At 68.9% G+C, this 24,344-nt stretch carries 24 protein-coding genes, 1 tRNA gene and 1 pseudogene; 14 read left to right on the forward strand and 12 right to left on the reverse strand.

What is annotated here, in order from left to right; all coding sequences use genetic code 11:
• The first annotated feature begins 277 nt into the window (after positions 1–277).
• From ACIOMQ_RS04845 to tyrS, 9 genes are all read left to right on the forward strand, one after another.
• Positions 278–1,024: an HAD family hydrolase gene (locus ACIOMQ_RS04845; RefSeq protein ID WP_402187854.1), complete on the forward strand. Its 747-nt coding sequence runs from the start codon at positions 278–280 to the stop codon at positions 1,022–1,024.
• Positions 1,021–2,022, forward strand: a complete 1,002-nt coding sequence (locus tag ACIOMQ_RS04850) for a zinc-binding dehydrogenase (RefSeq protein ID WP_402187856.1) — start codon at positions 1,021–1,023, stop codon at positions 2,020–2,022. The genes ACIOMQ_RS04845 and ACIOMQ_RS04850 overlap by 4 nt, the downstream gene beginning before the upstream one ends.
• A gap of 18 nt (positions 2,023–2,040) precedes the next feature.
• Positions 2,041–3,192: a hypothetical protein gene (locus tag ACIOMQ_RS04855; RefSeq protein WP_402187859.1), complete on the forward strand. Its 1,152-nt coding sequence runs from the start codon at positions 2,041–2,043 to the stop codon at positions 3,190–3,192.
• Positions 3,186–4,082, forward strand: coding sequence for a radical SAM protein (locus ACIOMQ_RS04860; RefSeq protein ID WP_402187861.1), 897 nt, complete (start codon positions 3,186–3,188; stop codon positions 4,080–4,082). Before ACIOMQ_RS04855 ends, ACIOMQ_RS04860 begins: the two co-directional genes overlap by 7 nt.
• On the forward strand, positions 4,079–5,095 hold the full coding sequence (locus ACIOMQ_RS04865) for a hypothetical protein (RefSeq protein ID WP_362211909.1): 1,017 nt from the start codon (positions 4,079–4,081) through the stop codon (positions 5,093–5,095). The genes ACIOMQ_RS04860 and ACIOMQ_RS04865 overlap by 4 nt, the downstream gene beginning before the upstream one ends.
• Before the next feature lie 14 nt (positions 5,096–5,109).
• The gene (locus tag ACIOMQ_RS04870; protein ID WP_362211906.1) at positions 5,110–5,820 is read left to right on the forward strand and encodes a methyltransferase domain-containing protein; all 711 of its coding nucleotides are present in this window, start codon (positions 5,110–5,112) and stop codon (positions 5,818–5,820) included.
• Between the two features lie 23 nt (positions 5,821–5,843).
• Positions 5,844–6,905, forward strand: coding sequence for a leucine-rich repeat domain-containing protein (locus ACIOMQ_RS04875; RefSeq protein WP_362211904.1), 1,062 nt, complete (start codon positions 5,844–5,846; stop codon positions 6,903–6,905).
• Positions 6,902–7,819 (forward strand): glycosyltransferase, encoded by a 918-nt coding sequence (locus ACIOMQ_RS04880; protein ID WP_362211901.1) that lies wholly within the window; start codon positions 6,902–6,904, stop codon positions 7,817–7,819. Before ACIOMQ_RS04875 ends, ACIOMQ_RS04880 begins: the two co-directional genes overlap by 4 nt.
• 99 nt (positions 7,820–7,918) lie before the next feature.
• On the forward strand, positions 7,919–9,322 hold the full coding sequence (gene tyrS, locus ACIOMQ_RS04885; RefSeq protein ID WP_362211897.1) for a tyrosine--tRNA ligase: 1,404 nt from the start codon (positions 7,919–7,921) through the stop codon (positions 9,320–9,322).
• Positions 9,323–9,589: 267 nt separating this feature from the next.
• Here tyrS and ACIOMQ_RS04890 read toward each other — a convergent pair whose 3' ends face one another.
• The gene (locus ACIOMQ_RS04890; RefSeq protein WP_362211894.1) at positions 9,590–9,844 is read right to left on the reverse strand and encodes an integrase; all 255 of its coding nucleotides are present in this window, start codon (positions 9,842–9,844) and stop codon (positions 9,590–9,592) included.
• Between the two features lie 89 nt (positions 9,845–9,933).
• Between ACIOMQ_RS04890 and ACIOMQ_RS04895 the strand changes: the two genes are divergently transcribed.
• Both ACIOMQ_RS04895 and ACIOMQ_RS04900 read left to right on the forward strand, forming a co-directional pair.
• Positions 9,934–10,566, forward strand: coding sequence for a helix-turn-helix transcriptional regulator (locus ACIOMQ_RS04895; protein ID WP_362211892.1), 633 nt, complete (start codon positions 9,934–9,936; stop codon positions 10,564–10,566).
• A 17-nt stretch (positions 10,567–10,583) separates the two neighbouring features.
• A complete protein-coding gene (locus ACIOMQ_RS04900; RefSeq protein WP_362211946.1) occupies positions 10,584–12,209 on the forward strand; it encodes a tyrosine-type recombinase/integrase in 1,626 nt (541 codons plus the stop codon).
• A gap of 92 nt (positions 12,210–12,301) precedes the next feature.
• On the opposite strand, the gene ACIOMQ_RS04905 is transcribed toward ACIOMQ_RS04900, so the two are convergent.
• From ACIOMQ_RS04905 to ACIOMQ_RS04915, 3 genes are all read right to left on the reverse strand, one after another.
• Positions 12,302–13,303, reverse strand: coding sequence for a hypothetical protein (locus ACIOMQ_RS04905; RefSeq protein ID WP_362211889.1), 1,002 nt, complete (start codon positions 13,301–13,303; stop codon positions 12,302–12,304).
• A 59-nt stretch (positions 13,304–13,362) separates the two neighbouring features.
• A complete protein-coding gene (locus ACIOMQ_RS04910) occupies positions 13,363–14,004 on the reverse strand; it encodes a hypothetical protein (protein ID WP_362211886.1) in 642 nt (213 codons plus the stop codon).
• A 255-nt stretch (positions 14,005–14,259) separates the two neighbouring features.
• Positions 14,260–14,333 (reverse strand) — tRNA-Thr (locus ACIOMQ_RS04915).
• A 178-nt stretch (positions 14,334–14,511) separates the two neighbouring features.
• Between ACIOMQ_RS04915 and ACIOMQ_RS04920 the strand changes: the two genes are divergently transcribed.
• The 3 genes from ACIOMQ_RS04920 to ACIOMQ_RS04930 all read left to right on the forward strand — a co-directional run bounded on the left by ACIOMQ_RS04920 (position 14,512) and on the right by ACIOMQ_RS04930 (position 17,038).
• On the forward strand, positions 14,512–15,648 hold the full coding sequence (locus ACIOMQ_RS04920) for an ABC transporter ATP-binding protein (protein WP_093540284.1): 1,137 nt from the start codon (positions 14,512–14,514) through the stop codon (positions 15,646–15,648).
• Between the two features lie 231 nt (positions 15,649–15,879).
• The gene (locus ACIOMQ_RS04925; RefSeq protein ID WP_362211883.1) at positions 15,880–16,293 is read left to right on the forward strand and encodes a hypothetical protein; all 414 of its coding nucleotides are present in this window, start codon (positions 15,880–15,882) and stop codon (positions 16,291–16,293) included.
• 34 nt (positions 16,294–16,327) lie between these two features.
• Positions 16,328–17,038 (forward strand): nucleotidyltransferase family protein, encoded by a 711-nt coding sequence (locus ACIOMQ_RS04930; RefSeq protein ID WP_362211880.1) that lies wholly within the window; start codon positions 16,328–16,330, stop codon positions 17,036–17,038.
• Positions 17,039–17,210: 172 nt separating this feature from the next.
• On the opposite strand, the gene ACIOMQ_RS04935 is transcribed toward ACIOMQ_RS04930, so the two are convergent.
• The 8 genes and pseudogenes from ACIOMQ_RS04935 to ACIOMQ_RS04970 form a co-directional block, all read right to left on the reverse strand.
• Entirely contained in the window at positions 17,211–18,890 is a 1,680-nt protein-coding gene (locus ACIOMQ_RS04935; protein ID WP_402187866.1) for a DoxX family membrane protein, read from the reverse strand.
• A gap of 115 nt (positions 18,891–19,005) precedes the next feature.
• Complete coding sequence (rlmB, locus tag ACIOMQ_RS04940; RefSeq protein WP_362206469.1) at positions 19,006–19,962, reverse strand: 23S rRNA (guanosine(2251)-2'-O)-methyltransferase RlmB; 957 nt, start codon at positions 19,960–19,962, stop codon at positions 19,006–19,008.
• 83 nt (positions 19,963–20,045) lie between these two features.
• Positions 20,046–21,449, reverse strand: coding sequence for a cysteine--tRNA ligase (gene cysS, locus ACIOMQ_RS04945; protein ID WP_362206468.1), 1,404 nt, complete (start codon positions 21,447–21,449; stop codon positions 20,046–20,048).
• Positions 21,450–21,530: 81 nt separating this feature from the next.
• Positions 21,531–21,935 carry a PPOX class F420-dependent oxidoreductase gene (locus ACIOMQ_RS04950; protein WP_402187868.1) on the reverse strand — a complete coding sequence of 135 codons (405 nt, stop codon included), beginning with the start codon at positions 21,933–21,935 and terminating at the stop codon, positions 21,531–21,533.
• Positions 21,936–21,991: 56 nt separating this feature from the next.
• A pseudogene (locus ACIOMQ_RS04955) lies at positions 21,992–22,237 on the reverse strand (MFS transporter); the annotation flags it as partial.
• A 19-nt stretch (positions 22,238–22,256) separates the two neighbouring features.
• Positions 22,257–22,760, reverse strand: a complete 504-nt coding sequence (gene ispF / locus ACIOMQ_RS04960) for a 2-C-methyl-D-erythritol 2,4-cyclodiphosphate synthase (RefSeq protein ID WP_402187871.1) — start codon at positions 22,758–22,760, stop codon at positions 22,257–22,259.
• The gene (ispD, locus tag ACIOMQ_RS04965; protein ID WP_362206465.1) at positions 22,750–23,496 is read right to left on the reverse strand and encodes a 2-C-methyl-D-erythritol 4-phosphate cytidylyltransferase; all 747 of its coding nucleotides are present in this window, start codon (positions 23,494–23,496) and stop codon (positions 22,750–22,752) included. Before ispD ends, ispF begins: the two co-directional genes overlap by 11 nt.
• 333 nt (positions 23,497–23,829) lie before the next feature.
• On the reverse strand, positions 23,830–24,312 hold the full coding sequence (locus ACIOMQ_RS04970; RefSeq protein ID WP_006380568.1) for a CarD family transcriptional regulator: 483 nt from the start codon (positions 24,310–24,312) through the stop codon (positions 23,830–23,832).
• Positions 24,313–24,344: the final 32 nt, after the last annotated feature.

Raw genomic sequence — 24,344 nt, forward strand, 5'->3', positions numbered from 1 at the left:
GTGCATGAAAGAGGCGCGGACAGTCTGTCCGCTCGCGCGTCCTCCCCAGTGGGATTGTTCTGTACACAACGCACACCACCCGTGGGCTGGTTCCCCGGAGGGCTCCGCCCTTCCCGCGCTCGACCACCAGGACGTTATGGGGTCGCAGACAGCCAGCCGACCGGAGAGTTCGGTTCTGCACACGATCACCCCGATCTACTGATGGAGCCTTGCCATGCGCCATCCGCCGACGAGCACCATCTTGTCGAAGAGCCTGTCCGCGATCAGCACACACCCCGTGAGCGACGTACTGCTTGGCACCTCGCTTATGCAGAGTTCCGCAGTTCAGACGCCAAGGCTGACCGCGGTGATTCTCGATCTCTTCGGCACACTCGTCGAAGCCCCGAGCGCAGTTGAACGGAGTACCGCCGCCCATCAGTTCGCCGAGGTCTTGGGCGTATCCTCAGCGGCCGCCGATTCGGCACTGTCCGACAGCTGGCAGGCAAGGCACGACGGGTGGCTGCGGACCACTGCCGAGGTTGCGGCACACCTCGTCGCGCGCTGCAGCGCTCCCGCTTCCCGTGTGGATGAGTTGGAACGGCTCCTGGCGCAACTCGCCCACGAGCGGCTCCAGGCCGACGCGACTCTCCTGCGGGCTCTGAAGGAGCTTCGGCACGGCGGAGTCATGCTGGCCGTTCTCAGCGATGCATCCCCTGACATCGCCGAGGCGTGGAGCCGCAGCGATCTCGCGTCGTACGTCGATGCCGCCGTGTTCAGCTGCCGGGTGGGCGCGGTGAAGCCTGCTCCTCAGCTCTTCGCCGCGGTGCTCGGAGCACTCGGCGTCGCCCCGCACCAGGCCCTCTACTGCGGCGACGGTGGCGGTGACGAGTTGGCCGGCGCGGAGCGCGCGGGAATGCGTGCAGTGCGTGTGGAACGCCGGGGCGGGCCGCATGGCCTCGCGTTCGGTGAGACTGCCTGGCCCGGCAGGGCGATACCCAAGGTGGAGACCCTCCCCTTCTTACTGAGTACGTGGAGGGACCTATGAACCTCCCGTACACATGGGCAGTTGAAAGCGGTGCCCTCCGCCAGCTCCCCGCGCCGGTCGACATGCACCCGATGGGCAACACGACGATCGTCGAGATCCGGTACACGGGCTTGTGCGGAAGCGATGTCGCGAAGCTCAATCACCCTTGGCAGGGGCGGCTTCCGGAGCCCTGGTACCCCGGGCACGAGATCGTCGGGGTCGGCACGGAAACGGGTGACTGGGTCGCGGTCGACCCGCTGGTGCCTTGCCGCTCGTGCCACTACTGCGACCGCGGCCACGTTCACCTCTGCCCGGAGCTGCGACGCGTCGGATGGGACCTTCCCGGGGGTCTCGCCGACGCCGTGAGGGTGCCCCGCGACAACGTCGTCCCGCTGCCCCACCTGCACGATCCCGCGCACGGCGTTCTTGCCGATCCGATGGCAGTAGCACTGCACGGAGTCCGTTGCGGTCTCCGAGCACCTCTGGGGCGGCTCGGCATCATCGGGGGCGGCGTCCTCGGGGTGTGCACGGCGGTCTGCGCGGCGGAAGCCGGGTGGGACGTCCACATGCTGGTCAGAGAGCCCTCGCGGTCGCACCAGCTGAGCTACGTCCTCGATTCGCACATCAACCTCCACTCCGCCAGCCTGCCGCCGTGCGACGTCGTCGTGGACGCCGCGTCCGGCGACAGCGACTCCCCCATACGCCAGGCGCTGAGCGCCGTTCGTGACGGTGGAACGGTTCTCGTACAGAACGCCTACGCACCCCGGGTGCTTCTCTCAGTCCCGCTGCGGGACGTCTTCCGGCGCTCGATCACTCTGCGCGGCTCCTTCTCGTACTGCCGCGCGGACGGCCACGACGACTTCCGTGACGCCATCGACGTCCTCGCGAAGAGCGGCGACTGGGCGGCCCTGATGACCCGGGACCGATTCCCTCTGAGCGGCCTTCCGCAGGGGCTGGCGGCCCTGAAGAGCGGGGCCCGCCATCGCCCGTTCAAGGTCCTGCTCACGTCCGATATCTGAAGGAAAGGAGCCGAAGCCGTGGCAGTGACAACGCCATTGCTGGCCCAGAAGATCAACTCGTCGGCCGACATCGCCCCCGAGGACGTCCACGACGGCATCGCGAGCATTCTCGCGTTACCGGAGGGCCACACCCGGGACGTGATGCTCGGAAGCGTTCTCACCGGGCTGCTCCTGCGGGGTCCGAGGCTGGAGGAGGTCGAGTCCGCGGTCCGGGCCGCGACGGCTCTGGACCGGAGTGGCTGGGACTTCCACCAGCCGCCGGCGGGCATGCGGTTCGTCGGCTACACCGGCAGCGGGAAAAAGACTTTCAAGACGATCAACCTCAGCAGCGCCGCCGCGCTGGTGGCGGCCACCGGGGGAGCGCACGTCGCGAAACTCGGTTCGCGCAGTGTGTCGTCGAAGACCGGATCGCGCGACTTCATCGACCTCGTGGGTGCGATGAGCGACACGGTGCCGCACCAGAAGATGGTCGACATCACGGCGGAGGTCGGCTTCGGGTTCTTCTCCATCGAGAATCGCGTACCCGAGTTCGACCGGCGCTACGGAGGCAGGTTCCAGGCCGTGCACGCCCTCAGCCTGGCGTTCCCCGCCCTCCTCAGCCCGGTCACCTGCCCGGCCTACGTGTACGGCCTCTCCCACCCCGCGGTCGGTGCTTCCGCCCGGCTGCTGTCCCGGCTCGGCCTGCCGGACGTGACGGTCGTCAACTCCAGCGTCGGCCCCGCGGTCCAGGTCGATGAGCTGATCCCCGGGAGCACAGTGCGGGCCTGCCGAATCAGCGCCGGCGACGAGGACTTGGCCTTCAACGACGAGGCCCGCAGGGGCGCGGCCTCGATGCCGCAGGACCTGATGTCCGTCGCCCAGCACGAGGACCCCCGGGTAAACGTCGCCGCCGCGATCCGCGTGCTCGCCGGCCGGGACACCAGTGAGGCGCGGAACGCGGTCGCCCTCAACGCGGCCCTGCTCATGGCGATGTCCGAGGTGGTCCCAACCATCCAGTCCGGCATCGACAAGGCCCTCACCATCATCGACGCGGGCGCGGGACTGGACACACTCCAGCAGTTCGTACGGCTCACCGGTGGTGCCGCGCACCAGCTCCGCTCACTCCTGCAGGGCATCTCCCCGACGGCCGTCCTGGTGAGCCCGGGCATCAAGGAGGCGACGCCATGCTGACGCACGACGAACTCCCGATCATCCACCTCGTCCTCAACACCGACTGCAATGCCTGGGATCTGGCTCCGACCAGTGCCTCACCAGGCGTGTGCCGCTTCTGCTATCGCGAGCGCAACCGGGTCCAGACCGACGCGGACACTGTCCGCCGCGTCATCGACCGAGTCCGCTCCGAGTCCGAGGCCCATCGGTGCGTCTTCACGGGTGGCGATCCCGTGATGCCGTACGACAACCATCTGGAGGTCGCCCTCCAGCACGCCACCGAGGTCGGCTTCGAGACGAACCTCCACACCAACGGGCTGCTCCTCAGCGAACGCTATGCCGGCGTCCGCGATCACGTGACCGTGTACTCCTTGGCGGTCGACGGCCCGAACTCCGAGACGGCTGACTGGTTCCGCGGGCAGGGGTACTTCGCACGCTTCCTCTCCAACATCGAGTTCCTCGCCTCCGACCAGCGACGGCTCGCCTTCAACACGTTCACCACGGCTGGCTCCGTGAAGGAGCTGCCAAGCCTCGCGCGGCTCATCTCCGAAGTGACCCAGCGGACGGACGTCGAGTACTGGCTGATCTCCCAGTACCGCCCCATCGGCCGCGCCAGCACGCGCAAGGCGGAGATCTACGGCTTCGAGCGGGACGACTTCGTACGTGCCGTGGACGACGTTCGCGGCGACGTCAGCGGAGTGACGATCTACGCCCAGCCGACGCGTGCCCCCGAGGACCCGTACCCGTTCCGCGTGTGGGTCCTCGCCGACGGAACGGTCACGGCGGACCTCGGCAGCGTCGCGGCACCTCGCAACGCCGTGCTCGGCGACCTCCTGGTCGAGGGGTTCGAGCAGCTGGTCCGTCGGGCCTTCACCCTCCGTGAGCAGACTCAGCTGGAAGGAATCGCATGAAGTTCGACACCGCGTACTACGAGAGCGTCATCGACCAGCACAGTTACGAACGCCTGGGGCTCGGCGCCATCGACTTCGGCCTCGCGGGCATGAGCCCCGACGACCTGCACACGAAATGGGTGTGCCACACCGGAGCGCGCCAGTTCGCGGAGGCGGTCGCGGACAGTCATCCCACGATCGTCACCACCGGGGTCGGACTCGGGGGGCCACCCCACGCCGGCACCCTCTTCCAACTACTGCGCGCCGTCAAGCTGCAGCAGTGCGGGCTCGACGTGCAGATCGTGCTGGGCGATCTCGACTCCTACAACGCCCGTCGTACGCCCCTGGACTCGGTACGGAGACTCGCCGACCAGTACGAGGAGTTCGTCCTGCGTCTCGGGTTCGACGCCGAGCGGGGTGTGCTGCGCAGGCAGGAGGGCGAAACCGATGTCCTGGCCACCGCGTTCCTGCTGTCACGCCACCTGGACGACGACGACTTCCAGTGGGCGGAGGAGGACCTCGCCGGTCTCTATCGCAACCACGGCGTCTTCGACCACCTCAACTACGGCATGAAGCAGGCCACCCTGCTCATGGCCGCGGACTTCGTACATCTCCTCCACGAAGGTCGTCACGTCCTGGTCTCCCTCGGGGTCGACGAGCACAAGTACGTCGCCCTCGCCCGGCGCGGAGCGGAACGCTGGGGCCTGCCCGCGGAACGACTGTCCGGCATCTACACCAAGATGATCCCGGGCCTCGGCGGCCTCCCGAAGATGAGCAAGAGCATCCCCGGCTCCGGCATCGATGCCTCCATGTGCGGCGAGGACATCCGTGCCCTGCTCAGGGCGGACACCGACACCGCCCGCACCGACGACGGCTCGGCGCTCCTCCAGATGTACGCGTGTCTGCCCGAGGTCGACGGCCGGGAGTACGCCCGGGCCTCGGCCGCGCGCCGCGACGGCAGCACCGAATGGCACACCGTACGCGAACAGCTGGTCGAGCGGATGCTCTCGCTGTTCTCCCACTGGCCAAAGTAAGCAAGGAGCATCTCGTGCACACAGACACCACGACCGCCCGCCGACCCCTCGGCGACGCCGAGTCCTACTTCATCAGGAGCGGCTACCGCAGCCGGGACCAAGTGGAGTACTTCCTCGACGAAACTGACGACACCGTGACCTGGCAGCCCGATGTCTACCCCTACGCCGCCGCCCGGGCCAAGGAGCTCGGCCGCGACGTCGTGATCGACATCGGCTGCGGACGGGCGGGCAAGCTGGCGTCGCTGGCCTACGAGTACCCGGCCTGGTCCTTCATCGGCGTGGACTTCGGGGACAACCTCGCGTGGTGCCGCGACAACCACCCCTTCGGCGAGTGGATCGAGGTCGATCTCGAATCGGCAGAGCGTCTGCCCGTCGACCCCGCCCTCGTACGCCGGTCCATCGTGGTCTGCTCCGACGTGATCGAGCACCTGGTGAATCCGGTTCCGGCCCTGTCCCTGATCCGCAGCCTCCTCCTGGAGGGCAGTGCCGCCGCCGTGCTGTCCACGCCTGCCCGCGAGTGCCGCAGCGGTTACGACACTCCCGGACCACCCCGCAACCCCAGCCATGTCCGGGAGTGGGCGAGCGACGAGTTCCAGGCGCTGCTGAAGGCGTCGGGCTTCGAGATCCACCACGCCGAGCTCACGCGAAGCGACGACGCTTCCAACGGCCTCTCCACCCAGCTGCTCCTCGTCGGCGCGGAAGAGGCGGAGGGGGAACAACGGTGACAGCGATTCCCCGGTCCACGGGCATGCGTGTCGTTCACCTCCCGGCTCGTACCCCGTACGCGTGGAAGCTGCAGAGCCATGACTTCCACATCCTGAACGGAACCGAGATCCCCGGCGGTGACACGGTGCCGACGGCGGTCAACGCCACCTGGCTCCTCGAACATGCCCCTCTCACATGGCTCGACGTCCTGCACCTGCACCACGTCGACTTCGAGGACCCCGCCACTCTTGAGCGCCTGCTCGACGCGTGCCTGGACGACGGAGTGAAGGTGGTCTTCACCGCCCACGACACGCGGCCCATGGTCGGCAGCGCCGAGGACTTCACCACACGGCTGCGGATGCTCCACTCGGCCGAGGTGGGCTGGGCCTGCCTCACCGAAGGCTCTGTCACCAAGCTGACCGAGGTCCTCGGCAAGCGTCCCGACGCGGCCGTCGTCCCCCACGGGTACGTCGCGGCCCCGGAGGAACTGGCTGGCCTGGAGCGCGAGTCCAGCGGCTCGTCCCGGTACCTCATGTTCGGGGCCTCACGGGCCAGCCGGGACCAGTTATCCACCCTGGTCAACTGGAGTCTGGGGATCACGGACCCCGACAGCGCCCTCCATGTCCTTCTGCGCGCGTTCAGCCCTGCCGACTTCGCCGATGGAGGCCGCGCTCCGCTACTGCTGGAGACGGCCCGGCGCGATGCCCGTATCCGCCTGACCATGCGCCCGTATCCCACGGACGAGGAAGTGGTCGAAGCCGGCCTGGCATCGGACGCGCTGCTGCTCCCCTACCTCTGGGGCAGCCACTCCGGCCAGCTGGAGCTGGCCTTCGACCTGAACCTGCTCCCGGTCTGCTCCCTCACGGGACACCTGACCGATCAGTACGAGCAGCACAAGGGGCTGGTCGAGGAGCCTGAGTGGTTCGACTGGTCGCAGGGGCACCCCAATCTCTTCGGAGAGAAGTTCCTGACCGCGCTGGAGAACGCGGCGGCTCGGCTCGACTCCAGGCCACGCCGTCTGGATCGTGAGTTCCTTGACTACAGGACTCAGGAGCACCAGGTGATTCTGCGGCAATACGCCCGCGTGTACGGAGGTGACCGATGAACGGCCCGCCTCGTATTTCGTGCGTGATCCTGTGCCACAACTACGGTCGGTATCTCGACCGGGCCATAACGAGTTGTCTGGAACAAGAACCCGGAGACTTCGTCCTGCACGAGGTGATCGTCATCGATGACGGTTCCGTCGACGAGACCGAAGAGGTGTGCCTGCGCCACGGGGGAAACGACAAGGTCAAGGTCATTCGGAGGAACCAGCGGGGTTTCGGACAGACCCTGACCGACGCCTTTCTCGCCAGCACCGGTGACTGGGTGGCTCCGCTCGACGCCGACGACTGGTTCCACCCGTCGAAGCTGCGTACATGCGCCGAGGCGATGACGGGTGGGACGCTGTTCATCGAGCACTGGGAGCGCGTGGTCGACTCCGACGGGAACCGGATGTTGAAGGATCCGCACCCGGGCGGGAACACGAGCACGCTGGTGGTCCGCCGCGATGCCGCCCTGAGCCTCCTTCCGGTGAGCAACGAGATCTTCTTCCACGCGTTGCGCGAGGCCGGCCGAGGCATCACCCTCCGGGATCCGTTGACCTTCTACCGGGTCCACCCTCGCAGCATGACTGACCGCGGTACGCCCGGCGTCTCACAGGACTACCGGGCCGAGGTCTGCGTGGCGCTCTCGGACCGTCTCCGTGCGATGTACGGGAATCCTCCCGCGTGGGCGAACCGTCGCCGGCTACGAAGGATCTCCTGCCATTTCCGCACGCTCGCCTTCGGCCACAGGGTGGAATCCGCCATGCAGCGGGAGAAGCGCCTGTCCGCGATGCTCCTCATTCCAGGAATGCTCATGGGCACGCTCCGTTCCCGTGACCCAATAAAGCCATGGCTCCGGTCGCTCTCCAGTACGGTCGCGGGACGGCCGCTGGTGCGGCTGACGGCGGGCCCGGAACAACCGGGTCATTCATGATCAATCCGACGATGTACCGAAGGTGGCGATGATAAAATCGCCGCTTCCAATCCCACTACTGGTCAGGCCAGTTGTCCGACGCAGGAGCGTATAGGCGCCATGAGCCGTTTGAGTGAGTCCGTCACCCGTGTCATGCACATCCTCGATGGAGCGGACCTGGGCGCGGACTATACGGCCGCGCAGCTGCTCGGCGAGACAACAGCACGGCGCTCCCTCGACCTCTCCGACCTCTCCCCCCAGGAGCAGGCTGCCCTGGTCGAGGGGCGCGCGAACCACCTGATCCCCTCGGCCGCGGCACTCGCCGAGAAGATCGAGGCCGCGCAGGCGGCGGGACGTCCGTTCGTCGTCAAGTACGGCATCGACCCGACCTCGCCCGATGTCCACCTCGGCCACGCGGTGCCGATCATCATCGCCAGCCGGTTCCAGCGGATGGGCCACCACGTCGTCTTCATCATCGGCGATGTCACGGCCAAGATCGGCGATCCGTCGGGACGCTCCTCGGAGCGACCGCCCCTCACCGACGAGGACATCGCTCGCAACCTGAGTGGCTACCAGCAGCAGGTCACACCGTTCATCGACTTCGAGCGGGCCGACCTGCGCTTCAACGGCGAGTGGCTGAACAAGGTCTCCCTGCCGGAGCTCGTCGGGGTTCTCGCCCGGGTCCCGGTCTCCATGTCGCTCCAGCGCGAGGACTTCCGCACCCGGCTCGCCGAGGGCCACGGGCTATCCATCGCCGAGCTCGTCTACTCCGTCGTCATGGCCTGGGACTCGGTGGCCATCGACGCCGATGTCGAACTCGGCGGCATGGACCAGCTGCTGAACCTCCAGATGTGCCGCAAGGTCATGGAGATCTCGGACCAGACCCCCGAGGTCGTCATCACCACCTCGCTCATCGAGGGTACCGACGGCACGGGCGCCAAGATGAGCAAGAGCAAGGGCAACTACGTGGGCCTGACGGCGTCGCCTGATGACGTCTACGGCCGGCTGATGTCCATCCCCGACCACCTCACCGAGCCGTACCTCCAGCTGCTCACCGAGTGGACAGACGACGAGATCCGCCTGGTCACCAAGCGCCTGGAGGAGGGAACCGCGCACCCGATGGCGATCAAGCGGATCCTTGCCGGCGAAGTGGTGGCCGCTCTCCACGGCCTGGACGCCGCTGCCGCCGCCCGCGCGGAGTTCACGGCGCGCTTCTCCAAGCGCTCCTTCGGGGACACCCAGAACCTCCCCGTCGTCTCCCTGAAGGACCACGCCGAGGACACCCTCGGGACGCTGATCAGCCGCACGCTGGACTTCGCTCCCAGCATCTCCGCCGTGCGCCGTGTGGCCCAGCAGAACGGCCTCCGCCTCATCCGCGAGTCGGACGGAGGGCAGCAGACCACGCAGCTCACGGAGGCTTCCGTCCAGCAGGCTCTCAGCGCGGTCGTGAACGAAGTCGGGGCACTCGACGGCGCCGAGCTGTACCTCAAGGTGGGCCGCAAGGTCGCCCGCATCGACGCCTGAGACTCAGACCCGGCGCCGACCCATCCGTCCGGGTCGGCGCCGTTCTGTTCGGGAAAACCGAATCGCTGCGGATCCCCATACCGCCACCTGAGCAAGGGTGCGTCCTCACGACGGTTCGAGACCGCTTCCTCCGGCGCCGGAATGGAACGAGTGCGGCACAGGCGCACGGCGCGGGCTGTGCGCAACCGCTACGGCAGCAGTGAACGGGTGCGGCTCGGGAGAGGAACAGCTCACCGGTGCGTTAGTCAGCCGGATTCAGCGCCCGGCTCACGCCGCAAGCCCTGTCCTCCCTGCCTCACCTCGCACGGTGATGCCCAGCAGGCGGTACAGGTCCGCCGTGACCACCCGGTACGCGTTGCCGAGCTTAAGGACCGTGACCGGGTACTCACCCCGCTTCGCCAGCGCGTAACCCGTGCTGCGGCCGATCGTCAGCGCCTTGTTCGCCGTGTCGAGGTCGACGGCGACAGGCAGAGCGAGCAGTTCCTCGCGAGCCATCCCCCTGACAGCCTTGCATGTAGCCATGACGCATCCCATCGAAAACAGTTGCCCTAACAGCAGAACGAGTATCACGAATGTTGCAGTCACATATTTTGACGGCGTAAGTTGCAACCATGATGAACCCTGATTGGTCCCCGAGCTTCACCGCCCGCGTCGCCGAGCAGATGCGCCGGGCCCGTAAGGCCGCCGGCCTCACGGTGGCGGAGGCCGCCGAGGCGTGTGCCTCCCTGGGGCTCTCGGTCCCGAAGACGACGATCACGAACCTGGAGACCGGACGCCGCAGCTCGATCGACCTGGCGGAGTTCCTCGTCCTGGCCGAGGTCTACAAGATCCCCCCGGTCAGTCTGCTGTTCCCTCTGGGCACCGATGCCTCGGTGGCCGTGCTCCCCGACAGGGAGGTCCCGACGTGGGAGGCGGTCTCCTGGTTCACCGGCGAAACTCCCCTCGACAAGCCCGCCCCCGAGGGGTCCGCCCGGGACGTGCTCGACACCTTTCGCGCGCACAGCGACGCCATGGCCACCGCCCTGACATCCAGTCGACTGGCGAAGGAACGGCGCCGGAAGGCCAGCATCACCCTCGACACCGCCCGCCGTGGCGCCCTCCTCGAAACCGCAGCATCGTACGAACAGCTCGCCTTCGACGACTGCAGAGAACTGCGCGAGTTCCGCGACGCGATGCGGGAGCGCGGACTGATTCCCCCCGCCCTCCCCACCGACCTCACATTCATCGAAAACCCCGAGGACTAGTGTTGCCGAGCCCCACCATGTCCGGCGGCACCGTCACACGCCGCTGCTCCTGCCGCAACCCCGAGACCGGCAAGAACTACGGCAAGTCATGCCCCAAGCTGACCAACCGGCGTCACGGCAACTGGTCCATACGCCACGAACTGATTAACCGACCCGACGGGACCCGCCGAGAGTTCCGCCGCAGCGGGTTCGAGTCCTCGACCGAGGCCACCAAGGAACTCAGCAAGGTCCGAGCCCTGCTGGCCATCCCGGACGAGGACGACCCCGCAGGGCACCTCGCGATCAGCGACATGCTGGAGGCCTGCGCCAAGAACAAGGAACCCCTTCCGGACTACGACGAGACCCGGCGGCGCCTGGCGGCCGGTCAGGCCCTCAACCCCAAGATGCTCGTGGCCGAGTGGCTAGACCTGTGGCTCGGCGGCAAGAAGCGTCTGCGCGTGAGCGGGTACAAGCGGTACGACGTGGACGTCCGTGTCCACCTCAAGCCGCACCTGGGCGAGATACGGCTCGACAAGCTCAACGTGCCGCACCTGGACCGGATGTTCGACGCCATCAACGAGGCGAACATCGAGATTCAGGAGCAGAACGCGCAACGGCGGGAAGCCCTCGGTGAGTTGAATGCCATACCGTGGAAGGGCCTGGAGAACCGGGCTCGCCGCAAGTGGCTGAAGACGGCTATCGACCAGATGCCACCCTTCCGCCGAGTGACCAGTGTCAACACCCAGCACCACATCAAGGCCACCTTGCGCGCGGCCCTCAACACCGCCATCGCGCAGCGGATCATCCCCAACTACAACCCCGCCGAGCACGTCGAGCTTGAGCCCGGTACCAAGCCGAAGGCCCTCGTGTGGACCGACGAACGCGTCGCCCACTGGCGGGCCACCGGCGAGAAGCCAAGCCCCGTGATGGTCTGGACGCCGGAGCAGACCGGCACGTTCCTCGACCACGTCTTCGGGGACCGGCTGGAGGGTATGTGGCGAATGATCGCCTTCCGTGGCCTACGCCGAGGGGAGGGGTGCGGACCCCGCTGGGTCGACTACTCGAAGAAGAACCGGTCGCTGGAGATCGCCACCCAGCTCGTCCAAGACGGCTGGCAGGTCCTCGAAGGGCTGCCCAAGACCAACAGCGGTATCCGCTCTGTCGCGTTGGACGATGAGACGGTCGAACTCATCGAGCGACGCCGGATCGCTCAGGAGGAGGAGAAGCGCAAGTGGGGTGACGCCTGGAGGGACACCGGCCGCATCTTCACCGAAGAGGACGGCTCCCTGCTCCACCCCGGCAGGATCTCCGACCTGTTCGATCGCCTGGTCGCCGAGGCCAACCTGCCGCCCATCCGACTCCACGACCTGCGCCACGGTGCCGCAACGCTCATGCTCGCCGCAGGCGTCGACATCAAGGTCGTCTCGGAGACCCTCGGGCACAGCGACACCCGCATCACCCGAGACATCTACCAGTCCGTCCTCGACGACCTCGCCCACGCCGCAGCGGCGGCGGTCGTCAGGCTCGTTCCCCGCGCCCCGCGTGCGGTTCGCTCGGCGATCGAACAGCGCGCAGCTCGACCTACGACTCCCATCAAGGCCACGAGCGGGTGCACCTGCTCGTGCACGTGCGGCGCCGCCGACCGTCAGACGCTCACGGCGTAGCCCGCACGCCACCCCTCCGACCGCTCCGGCAGGGCTCAGCCACAGCACGGCTGAGCCCTGCCTTCGTCTGCGTCCGAGTGCGCATTCGGTACTCAGTTGGTTCCGGCGTTGTAAAGGTGGTCACCGAAGAACCCGATGACGACCGTCCCACTTCTGTCGGTGTCATCGAGATAGTGCAGTCGAGGCGCCGGAGGAGCACCGTCGCCGATGCGGATGTGTTCCAGCATCACAGCCTTCCCCGAGGGGTCGATGTGCTCAGGGACGCGGAGGGTTCGCTGGGCCTTGCCTCGCGGGCTGCTGCTGGCGGTCTGGCCCTCGCTGACGACCACCTTGCCCTCCGCCAGCAGCGGGAACGGCTGGCTCGCGCAGTACGCCTTGAGATTGGCCAGCTCAGGGCCGGCCTTGCCACCGCGCGCCCGCGCGAGGTCTTTGGTCTCGGCGTACGCCTGCATGGTGGCCAGCGTGGCGGCCAGACGGTTCCGCCAGTGCGGAGCCTTCTGGTGATGCTCCAGCTTCGTTGTCTCGTCCAGGTCTGCGGTAATGACGAGCGCCAAGTAGTGGCACTGAGCTTGTTCAAGCACGCCACGGAGAGTGGGGGCGTCCAGCCGCGCTCTCAACGCTTCCGCCTCTCCTGGTGGTTGCTCGTCGTTCTGGCGGGGCTGCAGCCTGGCAATAGCGGCGTCACGGGCGCGCAGTGCCGCGTCCCGTTCCTTCGTCGCGGTGTCCAGCAACTCGGCGAACGTGTCTCGGTCCTTCTCCGTTGCCTCAAGCTGCGCCTGAAGTTCGGACACCTCAGGCGGCGGCGGAAGGCACGCCGCTGCTCGTACCAGATCGGGGATCATGGAGTTGAGCTTCGCCTCAAGGTCCGGCCCTTCGTCGAGCAGCTTGCTGCAGACCCGCAACTGGGCCTCGACCTCGCGGCGCCGGTCTCGCTCCATCTCAGCACGCCGCTTGTACTTGGCGGCTTTCTTCTTGTAGAGCTCGACGAGCTGTTTGCCCGATTCGTCGATCGCTTTGGATAGACGATCCAACTCGACGCGAGAGTCTTCAGCGCGGGCCTTGTCTGCCGCAGGGCCGAACGGACTGATGGACATTGACCTGACGCCCCCTCATCTCAAAGTGAAGACGAGGATAGGGGTAATACGAGTCGACGCTATCCATCTACCTGGTCGCCGAGACCGCGGGCCATCGCGGCGTGCCGACGCATGACCGGCAGGGCGCCAATGTCGGCCCTCCCCTGATCATGCTCCTCTCCGCAGGGGCAGATACTCCAGCCGTCGTCCTCAATGCGGTCGGCCACGGCGTCCACCAGTCCGGCCAGCTCGTCGAGCACCCCCACCGCGATCTCGGCGGCTCCGTCGGCGTGCTGCTTCACCAAGGCTGCGCCGATCTCGGTAGCGAGGTCCAGAAGGTGTGCCGCCGCTGCGCCGTCGTCGTTGATGCTGGCGTACTTGCCCGCCTGCGATGCGGCCATGACCAGGTGACCCAGCGACTCGACGGAGACGCTGACTGTACGGACGTCGATCCGTACCGGCCGCATCGCATGCGGGCCGACAGACGCTCCCCGGTTGTCTTCGGCCGCCGCCTTCCTGATGATCTCAGCGACGGCTTCAGGGGTTACCAGGTGGACGGCTTCCTCACGGTCTGCGCCCACCCGCTGCGCCATGACCTCGACGAGGTGGGCCGCGACACCCCGCACCGACGCCGCCTCCACCTCGAATCCGTGGGTCAGCAGCACGGCGCTCGACTGCGTCACGAGCGTCTTGAACGCGAGGGTGTCCTTTGGGTCTGCCACGGTGCCCAGCCTAGAAGCGGAGGTTGGAGCGTTTCCACAAAACCGGCGTGATCTCCGAGGAGCCTCGCCGATCCGATGAGCGGCGCCGTCGCGTTACCTCCCGCACACCCCGCTGCACAGGCGCCGCGCTCATGCGCTCCCCTCGCGCACCCTGTGGCTTCGGTGGCAAGGTCCGAGCCGGCAGCGTCCGCCGACAGCGCCCCACCGGACAAGGAAAAAGCCAGGTCAGAGAGTGTCTGACCTGGGCCTTCCCAGAGCCCCCTGTCGGATTCGAACCGACGACCTACGCATTACAAGTGCGTTGCTCTGGCCAGCTGAGCTAAGGAGGCGTGCCGGAGCAGTGTAACCAACACCGCTCCCCGCGCGGTCCAAGATTTCGCGCCCCTCGAACTACTGACAGATTTCAAATGTCCAGGTAGCGTCGCTGGGGATTCAACCAAGTGGACCAGACCACTCCCTTACTCGGATCGTCCGGCACGTTCCTGCCGGTGAAGGAGAAGATTCAGCATGGCCAGTGTCACGTTCGACAAGGCGTCCCGCGTCTACCCCGGCTCCACGAAGCCGGCCGTGGACCAGCTCGAGATCGACATCGCGGACGGTGAGTTCCTCGTCCTCGTCGGTCCTTCCGGTTGTGGCAAGTCGACCTCCCTGCGCATGCTCGCGGGTCTTGAGGACGTCAACGGCGGCGCGATCCGCATCGGTGACCGCGACGTCACGCACCTGCCCCCGAAGGACCGGGACATCGCCATGGTGTTCCAGAACTACGCGCTCTACCCGCACATGACCGTCGCGGACAACATGGGCTTCGCGCTCAAGATCGCCGGTGTCAACAAGACCGAGATCCGGGCGAAGGTCGAAGAGGCCGCCAAGATGCTGGACCTCACCGAGTACCTGGACCGCAAGCCGAAGGCGCTCTCCGGTGGTCAGCGTCAGCGTGTCGCGATGGGCCGTGCCATCGTGCGTGAGCCGCAGGTCTTCCTCATGGACGAGCCGCTGTCGAACCTCGACGCCAAGCTGCGTGTCTCCACCCGTACGCAGATCGCCTCGCTCCAGCGCCGTCTGGGCATCACGACCGTGTACGTCACGCACGACCAGGTCGAGGCCCTGACCATGGGTGACCGTGTCGCGGTCCTCAAGGACGGTCTGCTCCAGCAGGTCGACTCGCCGCGCAACATGTACGACAAGCCGGCGAACCTCTTCGTGGCCGGCTTCATCGGCTCCCCGGCCATGAACCTGATCGAGGTCCCGATCACCGACGGCGGCGTGAAGTTCGGCAACAGCGTCGTCCCGGTCTCCCGCGAGGCGCTCTCCGCCGCCGCGGACAAGGGCGACACGACCGTCACGGTCGGCATCCGCCCCGAGCACTTCGACATCGTCGAGCACGGCGGCGCCGCCGCGAAGTCCCTCTCGAAGGACAGCGCCGACGCCCCGGCCGGTCTGGCCGTCTCGGTCAACGTCGTCGAGGAGCTCGGCGCCGACGGCTTCGTCTACGGCTCCGCGCGGGTCGGCGGCGAGGACAAGGACCTGGTCGTCCGCGTCGGCGGCCGCGCCGTTCCGGAGAAGGGCACCAAGCTGCACGTCGTGCCGCGCCCGGACGAGCTGCACGTCTTCTCCACCTCGACGGGCGCCCGTCTCACCGACTGACGTCCCGCGCACCCGCACCGCAGACCACGACGGCCCCGCACGTTCTCCGTGCGGGGCCGTTCGCGCGCCGCACGGCGTGTCCGGGTTTGAATCCGCAGGGCGCCGGATTCCCCGGCACACCGGGCATTTCACCGCCGTCCGTCAACACGCGATTCGAAAAGCGCCCTCGAACCATCCCACTCAAGGGTGACAAGATGTCGCCACATCGTTACTGCCCGCTACGCTCGCTGCGTGACCCACACCGCTCGCCGCATCGGCCGATCCCTCGCTTTCGTTCTGCCCGTCGTGATGGTCCTCTCCGGGACCCTCGCCGTCACCAGCGTGCCGTGGGCAGCGCACAACTCCGAGTCGCAGATCCTGGCCGCGTCGGCTCAGGACGTATCGAAGCGCGCCGAGGCGCGCACCCCGCAGGACGTCCTCCGCGACCGGCTGCTCCTGGAGCTCCGGGAGAAGAACCCGGGTGCCGCGCTGACGGACCTGCAGCGTTCCGTCGAGGCCCGTCCCTCGCTCGCCCGGCACTGCATGTCCATCGCGAAGGCACTGGGCCGCGCGGCGGTCGAGCAGTACGGTCCGACGCGCGCCCACCGGTTCTCGCGTCCCGTCTGCGACACGTCGTTCGCCTCGGGCGTCGCACAGTTCAGCTGACCGGCCTGTCCGGGCACGGCATATCGTGCCTGACATGCATACGTATCCGACGCAGGCCGTGGTCCTGGCTGGTGGCCAGGGTTCGCGGCTGCGCCCGTACACCGACGACCGCCCCAAGCCGATGGTCGAGATCCCGGGCACCGGGACTCCGATCATCGGCCATCAGCTTTCCTGGCTGGCCGCCGAGGGCGTGACCGACGCCGTGGTGTCGTGCGGTCACCTCGCCGAGGTGCTGCAGGAGTGGCTGGACGCGGCGGTGCTGCCGCTGCGCGTGACGACCGTCGTGGAGTCCGAGCCCCTGGGCCGCGGCGGCGGACTGAAGTACGCCGCCGCCCGGCTGCCCGACCCCGACCAGCCCTGGTACGCCACCAACGGCGACATCTGGACGCGCTTCTCGCTGCGCGAGATGGCCGCGTTCCACACCGAGCGCGACGCCACCGCCACCCTGGCCCTGGCCCGCCCCCGGATCCCGTGGGGCGCCGTGGAGACGGACGCGTTCGGCCACATCACCGACTTCATCGAGTCGCCGCCGTCCCCGTATCTGATCAACGCCGGTGTGTACGTCTTCTCACCGACGTTCACGACGCTGCTGCCGGACCGGGGCGACCACGAGCGGACGACGTTCCCGCGGCTGGCCCGCGAGCGCCGGCTGGCCGGGTACCCGCTGCCGCACGGCGCGTACTGGCGGGCCATCGATACGGCGAAGGACCTGACCGAGGCCGCCAAGGAGCTCGACGGGCAGTAGCCTCGACGGGCAGTAACGGAGGGCCGGGGACAGACACGGGGGAAGGCCGGGGACAGACACGGCGGAGGGGCGCCGGGGACAGACACCGGCGGAAGGCCGGGGACAGACACGGCGGAGGGGCGGTCACCGGTTCGTTCCGGTGACCGCCCCTCCGCCGTATGGGCCGGGCGGCTCAGCCGAGCAGGCCGCCGATCGGGTTCTGTCCGCCGCCGGAGCTCCCGCCGTTGGCACCGCCGCCGCTGTCCGAACCGCCCGCACCGGAGCCACCGCCGGTGCCGGTGCCGGTGGAACCTGACGAGCTCGGGCCGGAGCTGCCGGACGGGGGCTGCTGCGGGGCCGTCTGCTGCGGGGGCTGCTGGACGGTGCCCTGCGTCTGGCTGGGCTGCCCGGCACCGGCCCCCGCCTGGCCGGACTCGCGGACGGAGCCCGCGGCGGGCGTGGACGCACGGGCGGAGGGGGTGGTCGCGGCGCTGCTGCGGGAGGGCGAGGGCCGCTGCCCCTCCGGCGTGTGGGAGGCCCGGCCGCTGCGGGACTCCTGCGGGATCGGGGAACCGGGGAGCTGGTTGGTCGGGTTGCCGTTCGGTCCGGGCACCGTGACGACCCCGGAGGAGCGGACCGCGCCACCGAGCACGGAGCCCACGAGCAGGGTGAGGCCGACGACGACGGTGGCGACGACGGCGCCCCGCCGCAGCACCCGGCGGCGGAGGTCCCAGATCGCCGAGCGCGGGCCGAGCCTGCGCCACGCCTCACCGGCGAGGCGTCCGTCGACGGAGTAGACGGGGGCACCCGCGATGATCAGCGGGCTCCAGGCGGCGAGGTAGATGATGTCGGGCGCGTCGTAGGCGGCGACGGTGCGCCAGCTGACGGTGACCAGCAGGGCGGCGGAGAGCAGGGCGCCGACGGAGGCGGCGACGCGCTGCCAGAGACCGAGGACGGTGAGAACGCCGACGACGACCTGGAGGAAGGCGACGGTCAGTCCGGCACCGACGGGGTGCGAGAGCGCGAAGTCGCGCAGGGGCTCGGCCAGCGCCCAGGGCTGCAGCGAGGTCAGCCACTTGACCATGGAGCCGCGCTCGCCGCCGTCGAAGTAGACGGGGTCGCACAGCTTGCCCATGCCGGCGTAGATGGAGATGAAACCGAGGAAGACCCGCAGCGGCAGCAGCACGACGCCGAGGTTCATACGGCGCCCGGGGTAGTACGCGTGCCGCACGGAGTCGTTGCCCTGGCGCCGGCCGCGGGCCTCGGCACTGTCGTCGTACTCGTCCTCGGCGTACCCGTCCTGGTCGTACGCGTCCCGGCCGTACGGTCCCGTGTCGACCGGGTCGTAGGCACCGACCGCCTGCCGCATGGGCGGCAGCAGGGGGCCGCTGCCGTGGCGGCCCGGCTGGTGGGGCGCGGTGATGACGGGGTTGGGCTGGGTCTCTTCGAGGCGCTCGATGACCTGGGTGCCGCCCGTGCCGAGCCCGCGGTCGAACTCGTGGCCCGCGCGGGCGGCATAGGAGTCGTAGGGGTCGTAGGAGTCGTAGGAGTCGTACGCGGTGGCCGGGCCGCCCGCGGTGGAGTTCCGTACGGCCTGGAGGAGTCCGGTGGCGCCGGGGTCGCCGGGAGCGGACCTGCCGCTCCACACGACGGGCGAGCGCCTGCCGCGCGTCGCTCCGGTGCCGCCACTCATGGCGGGGATCCTGGGCACGCCGGCGGGGGCCAGACCGCGCAGCCGTGCGCGCTGGCCGGGGGCGAGCTGCACCCGGAAGCTGGCGTGGTTGACGATGACCTGCGCAGGGTCGCAGTCCACCTTGGTCATGCTCAGGGCGGGTTGTTCGTCGAACCGAGGCGTTCTGGTGTCCACACTCATCTAACCGAGTGATGTGTGTTTAGGACACTGCCTTGACGGGCCCGATGTGTCCGAGGCCCGTCAATGGGTCGGGCGGGGGGGCGCCCCGGACGGCCGCCCCCCGGCCGGGCGTACCTCAGGCCCGGCGCCGCGCGACCTCGTACAGGACGATCCCGGCGGCGACACCCGCGTTCAGCGACTCCGCGCCGCCCGGCATCGAGATGCGGACCCGGTAGTCGCAGGTCTCACCGACGAGGCGGCCGAGGCCCTTGCCCTCGCTGCCGATGACGATGACGACGGGGCCGCCGAGCGCCTCCAGGTCCTCGACGGTGTGCTCACCGTCCGCGGCGAGGCCGACGACCGTGATGCCGGCCTTCTGGTAGCCCTCCAGGGCCCGGGTCAGGTTCGTCACCCGGGAGACCGGCGTACGGGCCGCCGTGCCCGCCGAGGACTTCCAGGCGCCCGCCGTCATCCCGGCCGCGCGCCGCTCGGGCACGACCACGCCGTGACCGCCGAACGCGGAGACGGAGCGGACGATCGCGCCCAGGTTGCGCGGGTCGGTGACGCCGTCGAGGGCGACGATCAGCGGGTCCTCGCCGTTGTCGTACGCGGCCGCGGTGAGGTCCTCCGGGTGCGCGTACTCGTACGGCGGGACCTGGAGGACGAGGCCCTGGTGGTTCAGGCCGTTCGTCATCCGGTCCAGCTCGGGGCGCGGGGCCTCCATCAGGTTGATGTTGCCGCGCTCACCGGCGAGCTGGAGCGCGTCGCGGACCCGCTCGTCGTTGTCGATGTACTGCTGGACGTACAGGGTCGTCGCCGGGACGCCGTCGCGCAGGGCCTCGTAGACCGGGTTGCGGCCGACGACCATCTCGGACGTGCCCTTGACGCCGCCGCGCCGCGGAGCGGGGCGGCGGGCCGCGGCCTGCTTGGCCTGGGCGTTGGCGACGCGGTTCTTCTTGTGTCCCTTGCGGGCGGAGGCGGGCGGCGTCGGGCCCTTGCCTTCGAGGCCACGGCGTCGCTGCCCACCGCTGCCGACCTGCGCGCCCTTCTTGTTGGACGTGCGGCGGTTCCTGCGCTGGCTGTTCCCGGCCATGACCTACCTGTTTCGTTGCTTCTCAGACATGCGTACGTAAGTAAAGTGTGCCGCCCGGGAGGCCGGGCGGCACATGGGGAGGACTACTGGCGCGGGCCGAGTGTCCACCGTGGTCCGGCCGGACTGTCCTCGATGACGAGGCCGGACTGGTTGAGCTGGTCGCGAATGGCGTCGGCGGCGGGCCAGTCCTTGCGCTCGCGGGCCGACTGGCGCTGGTCCAGGACGAGGCGTACGAGCGTGTCGACGACCCCGTGCAGATCGTCGCCGCGGTCGCTCTCGCCCGCCCAGTGGTCGTCGAGCGGGTCGAGGCCGAGGACGCCGAGCATCGCGCGGACCTCCGCGAGCCGGGCGACGGCGGCTTCCTTGTCGTCGGCGGCGAGCGCGGAGTTGCCCTGGCGGACCGTGGTGTGGACGATCGCGAGCGCCTGCGGGACGCCCAGGTCGTCGTCCATCGCCTCGGCGAACGCCGGCGGCACCTCGGTCGCGGGCTCGACCGTCTCGCCCGCCTTCTCGGTGACGCGCTGGACGAAGCCCTCGATCCGCGCGAACGCGGACTCGGCCTCGCGCAGCGCCTCCTCGCTGTACTCGATCATCGACCGGTAGTGCGGGGTGCCGAGGTAGTAGCGCAGCACGATCGGACGCCACTGCTTGACCATCTCGCTGACCAGCACCGAGTTGCCGAGCGACTTCGACATCTTCTCGCCGGACATGGTCACCCAGCCGTTGTGCACCCAGTACTTCGCGAACGTGTCGCCGAACCCCTTGGCCTGGGCGATCTCGTTCTCGTGGTGCGGGAAGATCAGGTCGATGCCGCCGCCGTGGATGTCGAAGGCGGTGCCGAGGTACTTGTGGGCCATGGCGGAGCACTCCAGGTGCCAGCCGGGCCGGCCGCGGCCCCACGGTGTCTCCCAGCTGGGCTCGCCCGGCTTGGACGCCTTCCACATCGCGAAGTCGCGCTGGTCGCGCTTGCCCGTCTCGCCCTCGCCGGACGGCTGGCGCAGATCGTCCAGGTCCTGGTTGGAGAGCTCCAGGTAGCCCGGGAAGGAGCGCACGTCGAAGTAGACGTTGCCGTCGGCCGCGTAGGCGTGACCGCGTTCGATCAGGCCCCGCATCATCTCGATCATCTCGGTGATGTGGCCGGTCGCGCGCGGTTCGTACGTGGCCGGGAGGCAGCCGAGCGCGTCGTAGCCGGCGTTGAACGCCCGCTCGTTCTCGTACCCGATGGCCCACCACGGGCGGCCCTGCTCGGCCGACTTCGTGATGATCTTGTCGTCGATGTCGGTGACGTTCCGGATGAACGTGACGTCGTAGTCGCGGTACTCGAACCAGCGGCGCATGATGTCGAAGTTCAGCCCGGACCGGATGTGCCCGATGTGCGGGGCGGCCTGGACAGTCGCGCCACAGAGGTAGATCGAGACACAGCCCGCTGTGAGCGGGACGAAGTCACGGATCTGCCGGGCGCTGGTGTCGTACAGGCGAATAGTCACGCCTCAAGGGTAGTGGGCGCGCACCAGTGCCCCGCGACCCCTTGGCGATCGCGGGGAAAAGTTTGCGGCAGCGGAGTGTCCCTAGACGCGTCCGACGACCTTCCGCGGGGTGATCCGGACGACCACGCGCTCGCCGTCGTCACCGGCCGCGGGGTTGAACTCCGCGTACCTCTTGCCGGTGTACTTCGCGGACAGCTCGTCGATGAGCTCCTGGCCGCCCTCGGTGGTGAGCGTCGCGGTGCCGCGGATCTCGGCGTACGTGTACGGGGCGTCGAAGGGCTGCACGACGACGGAGACCCGCGGGTCGCGGCTCAGGTTCTGCTCCTTGCGGCGGCCGGCCGTCGTCGAGAAGAGCAGGTCGTCGCCGTCGCGCTTCACCCAGACCGGGGAGACCTGGGGGCTGCCGTCGGGCTGGATGGTGGCGACGGTGACGAAGACGGGGGTGTCGAGAAGCGCCTTGAGTTCTGCGGAGAGTGCGGCGGTCATGGCGTACGTCCTCCAGTGGGGATCGGTGGTGCCTCTACCCGTACCCCAACTCCGCGTCACCGCTCACGCTTCCCGTTCCTGCCCACCGGAAGGGTCAAGGCGAGCGCGGCGCCCGCGAACGGCACGGCGGCCGGCACCGCCCACCGGACCGGGCCGGGCGCCTGGAGCAGGGCCCCGGTGGCCGCGCTGCCGACGAGGACGGCGAGCCCGGAGACGGACGACAGGGCTCCGGTGGCGAGTCCGGGCCACCGGCCGTCGACCAGATCCGGTACGAGGCCCCGTGGGGCCGGGAGCACCAGCAGGTCAGGGCCGTGCGGCGGGTCAGTCCGTGCGGTAGACCAGCGCGGTCGCGATCCCGGCGAGGCCCTCGGACCGCCCGGTGAAGCCGAGTCCGTCGGAGGTGGCGGCGGAGAGCGAGACGGGCGCCCCCACGGCGGCCGACAGCACCCGCTGCGCCTCGTCGCGGCGCTTGCCGATCTTCGGCCGTACGCCGACGACCTGCACGGCGACGTTGCCGATCTCGTAGCCTTCGGCCCGGACGATCCGCGCCGCCTCCGTCAGCAGGGTGACCCCGGCCGCGCCGGACCACTCGGGCCGCCCGGTGCCGAAGTGCTGCCCGAGGTCGCCGAGCCCGGCGGCGGAGAAGAGGGCGTTGCACGCGGCGTGCGCGACGACATCGGCGTCGGAGTGCCCGGCCAGGCCGGGGCCCTCGCCCTCCCACAGCAGCCCCGCGCACCACAGCTCGCGGCCCTCCTCGAAGGCATGGATGTCCGTGCCGATCCCGACGAGCGGAATCACGGGCCCGGCGCCCCGCTCAGAAGCCATCGTTCGCCCTCCTGCGCGCGAGTACCGCCTCGGCCAGCACCAGATCCAGTGGCCGGGTCACCTTGAACGCCTCTTCGTGCCCGGGTACGACCACGACGGGCGCCCCGAGCCGTTCCACCATGCCGGCGTCGTCCGTGGCACCCTCGCCGCTGACGGCGACGGTCCGGTGCGCGCGCACGAGCGTGTCGCGATCGAAGCCCTGCGGTGTCTGCACCGCGCGCAGCCGGGCCCGGACGGGCGTGCCGAGCACCGGCTCCGGCTCGCCCGGCCCACCCGGCTCGACCTCCTTGACGGTGTCGGCGAGCGGCAGCGCGGGGACGACGGCGGGCGCGCCGTCCCGCACCGTCTCGATCACCGCGTCCACGGTGTCGACGGGCACCAGCGGGCGCGCCGCGTCGTGGACGAGGACGACGGAGACGTCCTCGGGCAGGGCGTCGAGGCCGATCCGCACCGAGTCCTGGCGGGTATCGCCGCCGGGAACGACGAGGTAGTCGGTGCGCTCGGGCAGGGCGTGCTCGTCGAGCAGGTTCTTGACCTCGGCGGCACCGTCCGGCGGCGCCACGACGACGACCAGGGAGACGGAACGGGACGCGGCCATGGCCCGTACCGCGTGGATGAGCATGGGCGTCCCGCCCAGCGCGCGGAGCGCCTTGGGGGCACCCGGGCCGAGCCGTACACCGCGGCCGGCCGCGGGAATCACGGCGGCCGTGCGGTACGGACGCGATAGATCAGACATCGGTTGCACTCCGAAGCTTCGGCATGTTTGTTTCCCTCACCGACATGGGTATGGCCACAAGCGAGCCGGGCGCCACACCCTGACTCGACCGGGCCCTTTCCGTGACACCCGGTCGGCGTCGGACAAGCCGCACCGGCCGCTCGGGATCGGCTTCACAAGATCGCGAGCAACGTATCGGGGGGATTGCCTGTGAGGCCAACGCATGGGTGGGTCGGGGTGTAATCCGGACACACCGCGGCTGAAAACGAACATGCCGCAGCGCCCGACGACATACCGTGTTTACGGTTGTCAGCGGGCACCGCGGCAGATTCTTTACGGCCGGCACGCGCCGGTTCAGGACGCGAGTACCTCGTCGAGCAGAGCCTCGGCCTTGTCTTCGTTCGTGTTCTCCGCGAGAGCGAGCTCGCTCACCAGAATCTGGCGAGCCTTGGCGAGCATCCGCTTCTCACCTGCGGAGAGTCCACGCTCGCGCTCACGACGCCACAGGTCGCGAACCACTTCGGCGACCTTGATGACATCGCCGGAGGCGAGCTTCTCCAGATTTGCCTTGTAGCGCCGGGACCAGTTCGTCGGCTCTTCGGCATACGGTGCGCGCAGCACCTCGAAGACCCGGTCCAGCCCCTCCTGCCCGACTACATCGCGTACGCCCACGAACTCCGCATTGTCCGCCGGCACACGAACCGTCAAGTCGCCCTGGGCGACCTTGAGCACCAAGTAGGTCTTGTCCACGCCTTTGATCTGGCGAGTTTCGATAGCCTCGATCAGCGCGGCCCCGTGATGGGGATAGACCACGGTGTCGCCAACCTTGAACGTCATGTGACAGGTACCCCTTCCGTGGCTATCAAGAG

Origin of the sequence: Streptomyces sp. NPDC087845 (assembly GCF_044742755.1) — a bacterium.
Taxonomy (GTDB): Bacteria; Actinomycetota; Actinomycetes; order Streptomycetales; family Streptomycetaceae; genus Streptomyces.